Here is a 14,233-nt window from a genome sequence, read left to right as displayed (position 1 = left end):
CTGTGTACCTGATTACGCCCATGTTCTTTGGCGTAATAAAGCGCTTTGTCTGCTTGGTCAAGAATAGTAGGAAGATAGTCCCCAGGACTTAGTGAACAGAAACCGGCGCTAAAGCTTAGCTGACCAATTCTGGGAAAATCATGGCTACGGATGTGCTGCCGAAATCCATCCAAGTGTTGGCGAATTTGATCTTCATCTCCAGTGGAGAAAATAAATAGTAATTTGTATCGCTGGAAAATCTGATTCAGGAAACTATCCAAAACGCGGAAAAGCTACGTCCTTCCTACTTTGGTGAATCGAAAACAGAAACTTTGGCCGGCATCAACCAAAACCGGCGGGAAGCCCGTGAGCAGGAACGCCAGAAACGTCGAGCAGATAGCAAGCCTACTGAGTCAAAACCTAAAGCAGATGTCAGGTATTTGACTGATCAATCCGAAGACGGGGCTTTCCCTGATTTTCTGGATGACCTGTTTGGAGATGATGAATGACACTACCCAAAGGCATGGTACAGGCGATTTATAATGATACCGGGATCAGTCAGTATCAGGGAAACCCTCTTATTGAAGCTTTGCCGCCAATCCTGGACCGGCGTCAGCTAAAGGACGGGTTATCGGGTCAAATTACGTTTCGCCCAACCGATGTTTATCTTGATGGCCAGACCCGTATTCATGTCATATCTCAATTACTCGACAATTTTTTCCAGCCGCTATCCCGTCACATTGAGTTGGAGTCAAAATTATCGGTCATGCTTCGACAAGGGTATGTTGGCAGAAATCTGGCGACAGGCGAACTGAATGCCCACATTCAGAATGGTTATGAGCGGGTCATGCAGGGGGATTTGACAGTTTTCCGGTTCGAGCACGTGGAATCCACCGCTAAGAGCCTGGCGTTTATTGGTTGTTCTGGTTCAGGCAAGACAAGCTCATTGAACCGTATTCTGGCAACCTATCCCCAGTTGATATATCACGAAGCCTACAACTTCACTCAGATCGTTTTCCTTAAAATTGACTGCCCGCATGATGGTTCGTTGAAAAGCCTGTGCCATAACTTCTTTCGGGAAATTGACGCGGTGCTCGCCACGAATTACGTACGTCGCTACGTGGAAAAACGACATAGTGTAGAAACCTTGATTGCGGTAATGGCACACATTGCCAACACCCACGCAATTGGGCTGTTAGTGATTGATGAAATCCAGCATCTGAGTGTTAAGAATTCAGGTGGTGCCGAGCGCATGCTCAATTTCTTTGTCACACTGGTTAATGAAATTTCGGTCCCGGTTGTCATGGTGGGGACACCAAAGGCCAGATCTGTCTTTGAACTGGATTTGCGATCCGCTCGTCGTGGTGCAGGTTTTGGTTCTATTCTATGGGAACCTTTAAGCAAACCATCAGGCGAGCAGGAGGTATCCCGTACCGAGTGGGGAGCCTTCACTAGCCGCTTGTGGAAGTATCAATGGCTGACTAAAACATCCCCTGAAGTGACGGATGAGATTAGAGATACTTGGTATGAGCTTTCACAAGGCATTATGGATGTCGTCATTAAGTTGTTTGTTCTGTCACAGATCCGGGCTGTAGTCACAGGCATTGAGCGCATTACCCCCGCCTTGATGCGAAAGGTATATCAGGATGAGCTAAAACCTATCCACCCCATGATTGATGCGTTACGGTCAGGTGATGTAACAAAAATAGCGCGTTACTCAGATCTGACTATCCCCGACGTGGATAGAAAAATACTGGAACTGAGCCACCTGCTGCGATCCAACCAGGAAAGCATTGATACCGTAGTCAAGTATGGGGGTAATGAACAAGCCGTTCGTTTGCACAATATGCTGGTTGATATGGGGTATGCCTCTGAGCTGCTTGAACCTCTGATCAACAGAGCGTTTGAGGATCATCCAGGCCTTGTGATGAAGGATCTTATGCCGCTGATCCTCTCTTGGTATCAGAGTGCAGAGATAGAAAAGCCCGTGTCATCCACACCCAAACTTAAAGCGGTGAAAAAAGCTGACTGGCATACTCTGGATTCAGAAGACTTGCGCTTCCTATTCTCTCAGTCCGCAAACGAAGAAACCTTCCAGGAATCACTTGGCCGCAACGGCCTGTTTTTTGATGCCCAGGACTGGGTCAATTCCTTTGGGTGATGGCCGTGTTGAATTTTCCTATACCTTACACAGAGGAGTTGATGTATAGCATCGTGGCAAGAGCGGGTGTCCGGCAGGGGCTGACCAGTCCAAAGCAACTGTTGGATGAGGTCTTCGAATCTCGCAGTATTATCGCAACGATAGACTTATCTAACCATCTTGCAACGCTCTCACGTTGGCTTCCTGAGGAGTTCACACCTGATAGGTTAATCTATAGCCATAGCTTATTTCCGCTTTACGCACCTTTTGTACCAGAGGCTCGACGGCTTCAGTGCATGGATTGGTTATATCTGGGTTCTCAGGGTGCTGCTCATCTGGCATTAGGGATTGCCGCCTCTCGCATTAAATCCCCGCGTTTTGTCAGGTACTGTCCCGGTTGCATGGCCGCTCAACGTGAACAATATGGTGAATATTTTTGGCTAAGAGAATGGCAGGTTGCTGGGGTGGAATCGTGCCCTGAACACGGTGTGTTAATGGATACGCGGATTTCTCGCCCCCTGATTGAACGTCATCGCTTTATAGCTGCTGCACCTGAACACTGTCTTGTGACTAAACAGCAAAAGGGAATGAGAGTATCTGACTGGATAACCACTCAGGTGCGACGGTTGTTAGTCCGGCCTGCACAAGCGTCACCCGGTGTTGAGCAATGGACAGAGTATTATCGCAGCCTTGCTTACCGACTGGGTTTTTACCGGGGAAAAGCCCAAGTTGACCACTCGGCGATAAAAAATAAGGTATTAAAGGTATGGCCTGCCGCTTGGTTAATCCGGAACCATCTGATGCCTCCCAGTTCTGATATTAATGACTCAGACTGGCTGAAAGCAATCTTCCGCAAGCATCGAAAAAGTTTCAATTATCTTCAGCATATTGTTGTTCATCAGGCATTACTGGATAGCCACTGGCAGGTAGATGATGTACTTGATGAAGTTAGCCGGAAACCAACAGGTAAAACGCCACAACAAGTTAAGGTTGTGATACAAAAGTCGAGCAGTCAAACGCCAGATAAGGATGCTTGGCTCGCATTGTTGTCATCTCATCCACCCCTGCAAGCCAGAAAAATATCACCAGCCTTGTATGCCAGGCTTTATCGAAGTTATCGCGACTGGCTCTTGGACATTAACGATCGCCATGCAGAAAACAAGACAAAGGCGAACGTACCACGCATCGATTGGGACAGGCGGGATCGGGAAAATTTGCAAGCACTTCGACAACTGGCTACGTTTTTGAATGCAACTAAACAAGGGCCCAGGCGCTCAAAAACCTACTACCTTAAGTTGCTTGGCAATCTCTCAACCGTTGAGAAAAACCTCCATCAAATGCCACGTACATCGGCATTTTTGGTAGCCAATTCGGAAAGTGTCTCCCAGTACCAGATCCGACGCTTGCAAAATGCCTATGACGATTTACGGGCTCTCTTTGACTCGCCGCCAAGGTGGCGATTGTTGCGAAACGCTGGGCTGAGTGAAGAACGAATGATGGGGCCTGCCAGGCAGTATTTGGAAAATTTAGTGGATACGGAACATGAAGTTCAAAGGTGTAGAAAATAACAGCGTTATCCGGGAGATTGGCTCTTTATTCCGCCGCCATGATGGTTCTGACTGGCACATTAATGTCAAACTTGCACCTGGCCAAAAGAAGCAACATTTTGGTGTCTCTCAAATTCCGGTCCTAGCAAGACGCAGAGTTGTCAATGCAAGCGAACAACCGCGCCCTGCCGGATTCCAGTCCCGAATTGTGATAGAAAATACTCGCCATTGGCGTACTGAACCTATCGAAGCTTGTCCAATTCCGGTGGTAAATCGGCAGGATGATGGACAGCAATGGTGCTTTAACTTTGAATTTGGTGGAACGCAGTATTATCTTCCTCAGCTCGAATTAGCACGAGTGCTGTTTTTCCACCACGCCTATATCACGCGTTTAGCATTGATCTCCGGTGGGCTCTCGCAGGAGTTTGATGTCCAGCGCATAGATAAATTGAGCAAGGTTATCGTCAATATTCTACCAACCTGCACTCTGCCGCTGTACGTCAGAGGTGACTATGCATTAAGACGGTTGTTAGCCTGGATATTGCTGGATGACGAAGCTCGGCTGTCTTTTGAAAGTATTGCCCGCAACCAACTTCAGAATGGTTATGACACAGACAAGTACCGTCTGTGGCGTTTTCAATTTGAACCACCACCGCTCTCAGGTGTTGAGCTGACACTTCGAGGCCATTACGATCAGGAACGAAAAGCGTTTTTTGTGTATGAGATTTATGGTGTTTCCAATCTATCTTGTGGTTGTTCCGCCTACGTTGATTTTGTCGATCCCCGATTCGCTGAGAGGCGAGCTGGCCTGGGGCGTGCAGTTCGACCCGGTTCACAATCCGGTCCGGAATTGGAAATTGATGACGAACAAGAGCCTGATTCTGATCACACGGAAATCCGGATTGAAACGCCAGCCGTCGCATTTGAGTTTGTTAATCCCATTCAGACAAATCGCGTTGGTAAGGGAAAAGGGCAGACTGGTCGTTTGGGCCTGGAGGGCGACTCATCAGACTCTACAGAAACTACCGGCTTGGAAGTAAGTACGGATGAGGCCAGTACTCAGGGCACATTACCTTCCGCAGACTACGATGGCCTGGAGGATAATAGCGACGACGCACATCTCTACACGGATAAATTCGAAGCCTTTAATGCTATGGTGTTGCAATTGGTTGGCATGTCTGGTTGCCGCCATATCCACAGGGAAATCCGAAAGCTTCCCACTATTGATGGTTACTCCAAACACTTGCTTGATGATGGCAACCCACGCTGCCTCGCTTTCCATCGAATTAAAAAGGATGGTCAAGAGTATGCTTTGATAGAAGTGGATACGTCCGATAACAAAAATAAGTTATCGACACTGTTGTTGAAACAGCAGAATGGGTCGTTAGACTGGGGGCTAACCATTAAAGAACTAGAAATTCGACTATTAAAAGGCTCCTTGGCTTGGCCAACTAAATTTATTACAAGGAGATTTGGTGGTGGATATAAGCGCGTTTCTCATCCAAAGTCCTCGTCGGAAAATAAATCACCTTTGGATCAGGATGCGATCCTTCGCTGGGCAGAACGAGTGTATAGCGAACTGCAATCCTCTAACTAGTTTACCGAATGCGGGTAGACTGGTTGTCGCCAAATTTCCAACTTGGTTGAAGGCAGGGTTGCTTAGCTGTCCAATTAGCTGTTCACAATTAGCTCTTGCTTATGGTGCTCGCGTATCCGGCTCTTATGGTACGTCGTCAGCACAAAGCGTACAAGAAGCCGGAGTTAATCCCGTCTTTACGTATGAAGACGGAACTGCAATGGCAGCAAACGGCCCTTACGACGCGGTATTTGATACATTGGGAACACTTCCTGTAACAGCTGGCTTAGCTATGCTCAAGAAAAGAGGGCGTTTTAGGGGTATGAAGCCCAATGGAATCGGATAAGTAGTGGCCGTTACCGACCACCACTCTCCTAAGAACCGTGCATGCGAGTTTCCCAGCACACGGCTCAAGCCTTTCTAAGGCCGGAATCGGGTTCCGCCGAAGAACCCCAAAAAGTGACGATTCTGAGATAAGAGCAACTACTCGCCCTCAAAATCCTCGGCATACAGCACATCTGATAACACATCTTCTGCTTTCGTCAGCGCGTCATCAATCTTTTCCAAAGCTTCCATCGCGCTGTTTGCTGGCGTCAAATGCGGCCTTGATTTTCCTATCCCGGTCATCACGTTTCAGTTGTCGTTTACCAAGCTCGGAGCTGGCGTTGCGCCATGCATAATACCCACTACGCGAGACCTTGAGCACAACAGTCATACGCTTTACAGAAAAGCGATGCTGGTGCTCAAGCATGAATGCAAACCGGTTCACTTTTGATTCTTCGCGAAGTAGGTAGCGGCCTTTTTTAAAATATCCCTTTCTTCAGTTACTTGCCTGAGCTCCGCTCGTAACCGCCGGATTTCAGCTTGCAGGGCACTTTCTTCCTGCTGCTGAGCTTCAGGTTTTCCGTAGCGTTTTAGCCACGCGTAGAGACTATGACTGGATACACCTAAGTTGCGTGAAACCTCGGCCACAGAACGACCACGATCGGTCACCTGTTTGACCGCTTCGATCTTAAATTCTTCCGGATATCGCAGGCTTGTCATAACACCTCCTTGATTGCCTCATTCTAAGGCTTTGAGGTGTCTAGGAAAGTGGGGGCGATTCAATCGGCGAATCTCGATGAGGCCTGATTGTGCATCTGGAGTTAAACGAAAATTTGCCAAATATCAAAGCAATGTTTGCTTAAAAATGATACTATCTATCTATCTATCTATCTATCTATCTATCTATCTATCTATCTATCTATCTATCTATCTATCTATCTATCTATCTATCTATCTATCTATCTATCTATCTATCTATCTATCTATCTATCTATCTATCTATCTATCTATCTATCTATCTATCTATCTATCTATCTATCTATCTATCTATCTATCTATCTATCTATCTATCTATCTATCTATCTATCTATCTGAAAACTATGAAAAAAATAATATTACTTACTAGTTTGCTCAGTATTCCAGTACTGGCTGCGACGGAATCCCCTCAGATTTTTGTTGGCGTAAAAGGGGGATATCAATGGGTCTTAGATGAGAATTACAATCATTCAAATCCAGAGAGCGCAATTTTAGGTCTCTATGGCGGGTTACAGTTTACGCCCTCTTGGAGTTGGGACTTAGGCTATCAATATCACGATGAACTAAAGGCGGACGCTACATCAGTTAATGTTAAAACTTGGTTGATTGAAAGCGCTCTTCGTTACGATTGGTACCTACGAGATAACCTAAGTTTATACGGTCGGCTTGGTGCAGCTTATTGGGACATGGAAAAAACGAAACTGTCTTCAAGTAAGAGCGATGCGACAGGTTTTTCCCCTCTCGGCGAGATAGGGATTAACTATCACTTTAACCCTAACGTCCGATTATCAACGGGCTACCAATACATTGACAGTATTGGTAAGTCAAATACGGGTAAATATGATAGTCATGGATTGTTGGTCAGTTTAACTTATACGTTTGGCAATACAACTCAACCTGCGTTAGTCGAAGCAGCGCCAACGTCTATTATTGAAGATACTCCTGTTAAAGAGACAGTCACTGTGAAAACACCGCCTCAAATACAGACCTTTTTACCAAAAACTACAGTTGGATTGTTTGGCTTTGATTCAGTCGAACCTAGCCAAGAGTTTATTGACCAATTAACTGAGATTTCTTCAGTATTAATTTCTTACCCACAAGCTCAGGCGAAAGTTGTTGGACACACTGACTCAACAGGCTCAGCACTCTACAATCAAAACATTTCTGAGCATCGTGCTCAGGCGGTTGTCAATAAGCTGATTGAATTGGGTGTTACACCGACGCAACTTGAGTGGAGAGGTGAGGGTGAATTTCAACCTGTTGCAGATAACAATACTGCAGAAGGACGAGCTGCAAATCGCCGAGTTGAAATCACCATCCCTAGCTTCCAGTTTCAAGAATAGGTTGCATTACTATGAATAAATATTTTAAATGTCTATTTGCAATAGTGATTTTTCCACTATTAATGCTATTAACCGGTTGCAATTCAGAAGGTGCCTTCTCTGAATCAACCGTAAAATTAGAGCGTATAGATATCGTTGCATCGCCAATAAAAACACGTGGTGTGAGCGAGCTGACGCTTGCGAAAGGTAACCAGCAATCATTTGAGGCGGTTGGTCATTACTCTGACGGCACATCTCAAGCATTTAAGGATTTAAGTGCGCTTGATTGGGATTCTAGTGATTCAAAGGTTGGGCATTTTGATGAGCCTGGCGTATTGTCTGCGGTTGAGGTGGGTAATACGACCCTCACGGCTACCAAAGATGGTGTAACCAGTAATACGGTGGATGTGAATGTGACGGCAGCGGTCATTACGGCCATTCAAGTGACGCCTTCACCGGTCAACGTAGCAAAAGGTCAGACTCAGCAGTTAACGGCAACAGCGACATTCAGTGATGCGACGTCCTCTGACGTGTCTAACTCAGTGACGTGGACTATCGATACGGCGACAGCTACCGTGTCATCAGAGGGTTTATTGTCTGCGGTTAAGGTGGGTAATACGACCCTCACGGCTACCAAAGATGGTGTAACCAGTAATACGGTGGATGTGAATGTGACGGCAGCGGTCATTACGGCCATTCAAGTGACGCCTTCACCGGTCAACGTAGCAAAAGGTCAGACTCAGCAGTTAACTGCAACAGCGACATTCAGTGATGCGACGTCCTCTGACGTGTCTAACTCAGTGACGTGGACTATCGATACGGCGACAGCTACCGTGTCATCAGAGGGTTTATTGTCTGCGGTTAAGGTGGGTAATACGACCCTCACGGCTACCAAAGATGGTGTAACCAGTAATACGGTGGATGTGAATGTGACGGCAGCGGTCATTACGGCCATTCAAGTGACGCCTTCACCGGTCAACGTAGCAAAAGGTCAGACTCAGCAGTTAACGGCAACAGCGACATTCAGTGATGCGACGTCCTCTGACGTGTCTAACTCAGTGACGTGGACTATCGATACGGCGACAGCTACCGTGTCATCAGAGGGTTTATTGTCTGCGGTTGAGGTGGGTAATACGACCCTCACGGCTACCAAAGATGGTGTAACCAGTAATACCGTAAACGTGAATGTATTTGATTTGGCGGGTCCATATATAGATATCTTCGATACAGGTAGTGGTAAGTTATTTACCAATTCACCATCAGTGGCCTACCTAGACAGCATTGGCGGTAGTGCTACAGACGATAGTTATACTGAAAGTGGAACTTACGGCCCAAGTGGTAATTTCTACCGATTCAACTGGACTAACGCAAATGTACTATGTACTACCTACAACACCCTTAGTCTCGGCGGACGGACGAACTGGCGTTTAGCGACAAGAGACGAGTTAAAAGTGGAGCTATACGACGCATCTGGTAATATGTTTACCGCGCGCGGTTGGCCGACCAGCTACTACTGTTGGTCGGCGACTCCTGATGGTTCTTCCTATTACTTCGTGGTCCTCATCAATGGCAGCGTCAGCAGCCTCGATCCGAGCAGCACGGTCTACGCATCCTGCGTCTCAAATCCTTAAAGTTGAGCGTTTAGAGTTTAACGTTTTAATTTTTAATTTTTGAAGTGCCAGAGTTGCATCTGGCACTTTTTAAAAGGGGGAAGATAGGTGAATATTGAAACTAAATTAGCATTGGTTGAAAGCAGTCAACGTATTGTTGGCATAAAAGAGGGGATGTTTGTACGTTTCTATGAGCAATCACTCTTTGGTTGGCAGCAGTGGGTATCTAAACAGGACCAATTACCGACATTGAAGGTGTTAAGGAAAAAGGTTAAGAAATTGAATGAAAGAGAGGTGTTGTATGGTGGGCTTCCTATAGAATCATTAAAGCAAGCTGGAATTGACATAGGTACAGAGGCTGTTATTGAGTTAGAAATAATCATCGATTTTTCTGAGTGGGAGTCTTGGAGGCAAGAGCAGCGTGCTCAAATGGACGATATTGAAGAGAAATTACCTTGTAACCCTTGTGATGACGATCTGTTAAATCGTCGATATGTTCGATTATTTTTACCCGAAGCAATCGTCAATAAAGTGATGATGACGAAAGCTTCAAGCTCTTCATCAGATTGGTTGTTGATTGCTGTCAAGCAAGCGATATAACGTTTTAATAAGATGGTTCTCGGAAAATCAACAGGGAACATAGCGACAATGTCGTGCTCAGAGAATGTTAACGTTAAGGTGTTAACATGTGGGCCCTGGTATGTTATCGGCATTTATGACCTTATGGGTATTCAAGGGAAGCGAGTCGAAAGGCAACACTTCGAGTTAAACAATAAATGCAAACGCGCGCGGTTGGCCGACCAACAACAACTATTGGTCGGCGACTCCTGATGGTTCTAACTATTACAACGTGAACCTCAACAATGGCAACGTCAACAGCAACAATCCGAGCAACACGAACTACGCATCCTGCGTCTCAGGCCAACATAAAGTATCCGGAGCCATCTTATTAAAGTGAAGACCCTTCTTTATGGTGAAGTGATTGTAATAACAGTTATTGGGTAATAAATAACGTTTAAGTTCGCCAAAATTTTTATGATATATTTGCTTTCTCAATTGACAATGATTGGCTTGGCTAAGCAGTCCATAATAGCTATTTATCGTTGATTGCATAGCTTTTAGCTGAGTGTAAAGTGGTGCGTAATGGATAGCATGCTTACTCCATCTCCCTCGACTTGGTCTAGATCTTAAAAAGACACTAATCGCACCAGTGTCTAGAATCGCATTAAAGTAGCGCAAACGCTCTTTCAATGATGAAATGGTGGTTTTGCGAACATGTTTATAATGGGGAAATACACGAAATCCCAAGTAATCAAACCCCTCCTCAATAGGTGATAAATGCACCTTTGTAGGATGTAATTTTAATTGCAGGCGAGAAGTGAGATACCATTCAATATGTTCTTTCCATTCTTGCAATTTTTCAGGCGAATTAGATAAGATAAATAAATCATCCATATACCGAACGTACCCCTTAACCTTCAGTGTGTGTTTTATTTCGTGGTCAAGGTTGTTGAGGTAAAAATTACCGAAGAGTTGACTAGTAACGCTACCTATGGGCAACCCAACCTGTTCCGTATTGTTAAACTGTAGTTTCTTATGTAACGGGATTTGGTTAAGTAAGTATTGATTTCCAGTTCGCTCGTTTTGTAGCTTCGTGGCATCCTGCTCTATGATCTTTTCTATCAGATTGGCTAGGCAATATTGGCGCAATGGGCTTAATTTTGAGTTGTAAATGAGATTGTGTAGTTGCGTTAGAAGCTCTCTTTTATTAATGCTATTGAAATAACTGTAAATGTCGAGCTGTAGCCCCCAAGTATGTCGTGGTTGGCGCATTAGTTTTTGAACTTTTGCAATAGCAGCAAGAGTTCCTTTACCTTTTCTATTAGCATAGGTGTCATCAATGAATTGATTTTCCATGATAGGTACCAATTGTAGTGCAATCCACATTTGAGCTATGCGATCTCTAAATGCAGGGGCATATATTTCTCTAAGCTTAGGTTCTGTGATTGCAAAATGATGATAAGAATAAGGTTGATATGTATTAGTTAATATTTCGGTTGACAGCTCATGGCATAGTTTCGGGAACTTTAAAGCGTTAGCAGATTTTTGTTGACTGCTTCCCGAAGTTTTTACACATTGCAGCAACTCTGCTGCGAGTTGATGGTGATATTTAAGGTTTGAATTTTGAATAAAGAGTTTCGTCATAATCGTCTCTACTATGATTTACAAAAGTTGTACAAATTGTATTGGAACCAACATCAACACTTACCCAAAGCATTTCGCTTTACAACAGGAGAACAAATCCTCAACGAACTCACGAAGTGTATTCGTTACTCTGTTCAAGCTAATTTGTACGGAAAATCTCTCGAAGGAATATTGCGAGCCCTAGATTTATTACTAGAACTTAGTGCACTTTTAGAAACCGTACAAAGTTTATTAATGTTAGCTTGGGAATTAAAATTCTTGCCTCATGGCGCTCTGGTTGCTTTGACTGAACAACTTGGGCATGTATCAAGACAAACTACAGGATGGCGAAAGTGGTTCCAAGGAAAATCTCTCGAAATAAACGCACCTATTTCTTCTCCAAGTGGGTGCGCTTAGATTAGAGCTACTGGCATATTACTATTCAAAAAGACAATATTGTTCTAGAGAAACTGCTTGAGAACTTAGAGCCTTGGAGAGAGGAGAGCATGGTCGAACTGGTGGCCTAAGAAGGATATTAGCAAATAAGCCGCTCCCGTCAGCCCTTATAAATAAAGGGCTGTAGGCTCACATTGGACTTTTCGCTGAAATGGGCGCAAAACCCCTAGTTCCAAATTGGTGTCGAGCAAACAGGGCTTTGGTCTCCTGGCTTTTCGCCACGCACGGTTATCGGCGCTTACCGCTTTATAGTGACGACTTCCACGATTCCGGTTTACTTCACGAGATATGGTTGATGGCGATCGTCCCAAGGCTTTAGCTATAGTTCTTATGCTTTGCTTGGCCGAAAGTCCTGCTCGAATCTCCTCTCTCTCAGCCAAGGTTAAATGGGTAACCTTTCTCTGGCGCTTCGGTGGTTTGATGCCACCGGTATCACGAAGCATGGTGAACACCGTGCCAGGTTTGACATCAAGTTGTTGCGCGATCTCACTGAAGCCGACACCGCGCTTCCATGAGTCGAATACGAACTCTCTTTCTTGCTCTGAAAACATACGTTTCATTCAATGATCCTTCACTAACCCCTGTTTTAACACAGTTGTTGCGCTGACCAATTGAATCTACAACAGCTCTCTTAATGGCGGACGAACTCGAACGTACGCTCTGATAGACCGGTTGAGAGAGCATGAAACCACTGAACTGGTCTGCACCGCCTTCGATATCCCTACATCCTGTTTCTACGAGTACAAGGCCAGAACGCGCCATGTTGACCCTGAACGCCTTAAGCTTCGAAGCGAGCTACGGTGTAAGTTCTGTTGATAACTGGTAATCACCAACCAAAAATGAAAATCTCCAAGGATAAGTAAAAATGTACGAGATTAATTGTACTGAAATTAGGAATGAAATGAAGCCTGTAGAGTTGATATGGAAATGTTTAGCATTCTTAGATGCAAAGGCAGGTGATCAGGTTTCTGAAAGTCTTTTTAACAGAAGATCCACTAAAAACTCTATCGTCGATAGTGAACAGATAGAAGCTGCTCTTGAAGTGTTGAATGAAGCAGGGTTAATCGACAGGCTACCAAGCAACAAGATTCAACTAACAGCAGGGCTAAACACAATAGCAGATTTCTCATCTAGAACACTACTTCCAAATAGCAATGGAAACTAGCAGGATATATCCATTTAGCTCTAGAACTTACATACGGCGCCTTTTCAAGGAAAGCCGTGGTTCTGTAGGCAGCCGAGCCTTGATGTTTATGATGCGGGAGTTGGGCCACAAGATTGGTCGCTTCAAGGTTCGTAGTCTGATGAAGGAAGCCGGGCTGACATCCAAGCAGCCTGGCTCTCATGCATACAAAACGGCACTGGCAGAACGGCCGGATATCCCTAATCGATTGGCGAGGGAATTCGATGTGGCTGAGGCCAACCAGGTTTGGTGCGGCGACATTACCTATATCTGGGCCGGTGGTCGTTGGCATTACTTGGCTGCGGTCATCGACCTTCATACGCGTCGAACAGTGGGCTGGGCTATGTCAGAAAAGCCCGATGCTGACTTGGCGGTTAAAGCTCTGGATATGGCCTATCAACAGCGAGGTTGCCCAACAGGAGTGATGTTCCACTCAGACCAAGGCAGCCAATATGCCAGTCGAAAGTTCAGGCAGCGTCTCTGGCGCTACAGAATGACACAGAGCATGAGCCGACGAGGTAACTGCTGGGACAATGCCCCCATGGAGAGGTTGTTCCGGAGCTTAAAAACAGAATGGATCCCATCAACTGGGTATATGAGCGCTCGTGAAGCCAAACGGGACATCGCCGCATACCTGATGGATTACTACAACTGGCAACGGCCCCATCAACATAATGATGGGGTGCCGCCTGCGGAAGCCGAGAATCGGTCTAAACAGGTGTCCGGATTTAGTTGACCACTACAGAATGCCCTTGTTCAAGAACTTGCTTGACGACTTCGTCCTTGAATTCTGGCATGTATCTTTTGTTGCTCATCCTGGTTCCTCCTGTGCTCAAAGAATAGCCTGGAGGTGTCTAATCAACCGTGGGCAGTCCATTCTAATCAGAACAGTGTCTAAGAAAAGCGGGGCGATTCATCTCAGAATCGTCACTTTTTGGGGTTCTTCGGCGGAACCCGATTCCGGCCTTAGAAAGGCTTGAGCCGTGTGCTGGGAAACTCGCATGCACGGTTCTTAGGAGAGTGGTGGTCGGTAACGGCCACTACTTATCCGATTCAAATGCCCCCGCTAGTCCTCCTAGTCATTCAGGGCAAAAGTTACCAAATTTATTAGTTGGTCTTTGGATGATATTAGGTAGGTGTTGCACAATAGTTACCA

At 45.5% G+C, this 14,233-nt stretch carries 11 protein-coding genes and 5 pseudogenes; 11 read left to right on the top strand and 5 right to left on the bottom strand.

Going from position 1 to position 14,233, the window contains the following annotated elements; genetic code table 11:
* Nucleotides 1-224: pseudogene (locus VOA_RS19175) on the bottom strand (GGDEF domain-containing protein); the annotation flags it as partial.
* A 260-nt stretch (nucleotides 225-484) separates the two neighbouring features.
* Here VOA_RS19175 and VOA_RS07850 point away from each other — a divergent pair.
* Genes VOA_RS07850 through VOA_RS07860 form a run of 3 tightly spaced genes read left to right on the top strand, consistent with a single transcriptional unit; the run spans nucleotide 485 to nucleotide 5,263 of the window.
* Nucleotides 485-2,140 (top strand): AAA family ATPase, encoded by a 1,656-nt coding sequence (locus VOA_RS07850; protein WP_000174564.1) that lies wholly within the window; start codon nucleotides 485-487, stop codon nucleotides 2,138-2,140.
* Nucleotides 2,140-3,687, top strand: a complete 1,548-nt coding sequence (locus VOA_RS07855) for a TnsD family Tn7-like transposition protein (protein ID WP_000279703.1) — start codon at nucleotides 2,140-2,142, stop codon at nucleotides 3,685-3,687. The genes VOA_RS07850 and VOA_RS07855 overlap by 1 nt, the downstream gene beginning before the upstream one ends.
* Complete coding sequence (locus VOA_RS07860) at nucleotides 3,662-5,263, top strand: Tn7-like element transposition protein TnsE (RefSeq protein ID WP_000669308.1); 1,602 nt, start codon at nucleotides 3,662-3,664, stop codon at nucleotides 5,261-5,263. Before VOA_RS07855 ends, VOA_RS07860 begins: the two co-directional genes overlap by 26 nt.
* 462 nt (nucleotides 5,264-5,725) lie before the next feature.
* Here VOA_RS07860 and VOA_RS20045 read toward each other — a convergent pair whose 3' ends face one another.
* Nucleotides 5,726-5,869 carry a hypothetical protein gene (locus VOA_RS20045; protein WP_181390166.1) on the bottom strand — a complete coding sequence of 48 codons (144 nt, stop codon included), beginning with the start codon at nucleotides 5,867-5,869 and terminating at the stop codon, nucleotides 5,726-5,728.
* A 156-nt stretch (nucleotides 5,870-6,025) separates the two neighbouring features.
* Nucleotides 6,026-6,286: pseudogene (locus VOA_RS0118020) on the bottom strand (transposase); the annotation flags it as partial.
* Nucleotides 6,287-6,666: 380 nt separating this feature from the next.
* On the opposite strand from VOA_RS0118020, the gene VOA_RS0118015 reads away from it, so the two are divergent.
* From VOA_RS0118015 to VOA_RS20400, 4 genes are all read left to right on the top strand, one after another.
* The gene (locus VOA_RS0118015; RefSeq protein ID WP_000720616.1) at nucleotides 6,667-7,665 is read left to right on the top strand and encodes an OmpA family protein; all 999 of its coding nucleotides are present in this window, start codon (nucleotides 6,667-6,669) and stop codon (nucleotides 7,663-7,665) included.
* Between the two features lie 11 nt (nucleotides 7,666-7,676).
* The gene (locus VOA_RS18915; protein ID WP_009355975.1) at nucleotides 7,677-9,275 is read left to right on the top strand and encodes an Ig-like domain-containing protein; all 1,599 of its coding nucleotides are present in this window, start codon (nucleotides 7,677-7,679) and stop codon (nucleotides 9,273-9,275) included.
* 87 nt (nucleotides 9,276-9,362) lie between these two features.
* Nucleotides 9,363-9,854, top strand: coding sequence for a hypothetical protein (locus VOA_RS0118000; protein ID WP_001019791.1), 492 nt, complete (start codon nucleotides 9,363-9,365; stop codon nucleotides 9,852-9,854).
* Between the two features lie 172 nt (nucleotides 9,855-10,026).
* Complete coding sequence (locus VOA_RS20400) at nucleotides 10,027-10,212, top strand: adhesion domain-containing protein (protein ID WP_107686077.1); 186 nt, start codon at nucleotides 10,027-10,029, stop codon at nucleotides 10,210-10,212.
* Here the strand turns inward: VOA_RS20400 and VOA_RS07865 are convergent.
* The gene (locus VOA_RS07865) at nucleotides 10,155-11,459 is read right to left on the bottom strand and encodes an RNA-directed DNA polymerase (RefSeq protein ID WP_000163637.1); all 1,305 of its coding nucleotides are present in this window, start codon (nucleotides 11,457-11,459) and stop codon (nucleotides 10,155-10,157) included. The two genes, VOA_RS20400 and VOA_RS07865, sit on opposite strands and share 58 nt — an antisense overlap.
* Here VOA_RS07865 and VOA_RS19165 point away from each other — a divergent pair.
* Nucleotides 11,439-11,855 carry a hypothetical protein gene (locus tag VOA_RS19165; protein WP_198006586.1) on the top strand — a complete coding sequence of 139 codons (417 nt, stop codon included), beginning with the start codon at nucleotides 11,439-11,441 and terminating at the stop codon, nucleotides 11,853-11,855. The genes VOA_RS07865 and VOA_RS19165 overlap by 21 nt on opposite strands.
* Nucleotides 11,856-12,061: 206 nt before the next feature.
* On the opposite strand, the pseudogene VOA_RS0117990 reads toward VOA_RS19165, so the two are convergent.
* A pseudogene (locus VOA_RS0117990) lies at nucleotides 12,062-12,454 on the bottom strand (transposase); the annotation flags it as partial.
* A 67-nt stretch (nucleotides 12,455-12,521) separates the two neighbouring features.
* On the opposite strand from VOA_RS0117990, the pseudogene VOA_RS20130 reads away from it, so the two are divergent.
* The 3 genes and pseudogenes from VOA_RS20130 to VOA_RS07870 form a co-directional block, all read left to right on the top strand.
* Nucleotides 12,522-12,704 (top strand): annotated as a pseudogene (locus VOA_RS20130) (IS3 family transposase); the annotation flags it as partial.
* Between the two features lie 55 nt (nucleotides 12,705-12,759).
* Entirely contained in the window at nucleotides 12,760-13,059 is a 300-nt protein-coding gene (locus VOA_RS0117985; protein ID WP_000273021.1) for a hypothetical protein, read from the top strand.
* 22 nt (nucleotides 13,060-13,081) lie between these two features.
* Nucleotides 13,082-13,813, top strand: a pseudogene (locus VOA_RS07870) (IS3 family transposase); the annotation flags it as partial.
* Nucleotides 13,814-14,233: the final 420 nt, after the last annotated feature.

It is taken from the genome of Vibrio sp. RC586, assembly GCF_000176715.1.
GTDB lineage: Bacteria > Pseudomonadota > Gammaproteobacteria > Enterobacterales > Vibrionaceae > Vibrio.
Note: the sequence above shows the minus strand (reverse complement) of the source record. Positions and strands in the feature narration are given on the sequence as shown.

Coding starts and splice junctions, on each gene's coding strand:
- VOA_RS07860 (WP_000669308.1), top strand. CDS start 3,662: ATGAAGTTCAAAGGTGTAGAAAATAACAGCGTTATCCGGGAGATTGGC.
- VOA_RS18915 (WP_009355975.1), top strand. CDS start 7,677: ATGAATAAATATTTTAAATGTCTATTTGCAATAGTGATTTTTCCACTA.
- VOA_RS07850 (WP_000174564.1), top strand. CDS start 485: ATGACACTACCCAAAGGCATGGTACAGGCGATTTATAATGATACCGGG.
- VOA_RS20045 (WP_181390166.1), bottom strand. CDS start 5,869: ATGACCGGGATAGGAAAATCAAGGCCGCATTTGACGCCAGCAAACAGC.
- VOA_RS07855 (WP_000279703.1), top strand. CDS start 2,140: ATGGCCGTGTTGAATTTTCCTATACCTTACACAGAGGAGTTGATGTAT.
- VOA_RS0118015 (WP_000720616.1), top strand. CDS start 6,667: ATGAAAAAAATAATATTACTTACTAGTTTGCTCAGTATTCCAGTACTG.
- VOA_RS07865 (WP_000163637.1), bottom strand. CDS start 11,459: ATGACGAAACTCTTTATTCAAAATTCAAACCTTAAATATCACCATCAA.
- VOA_RS0117985 (WP_000273021.1), top strand. CDS start 12,760: ATGTACGAGATTAATTGTACTGAAATTAGGAATGAAATGAAGCCTGTA.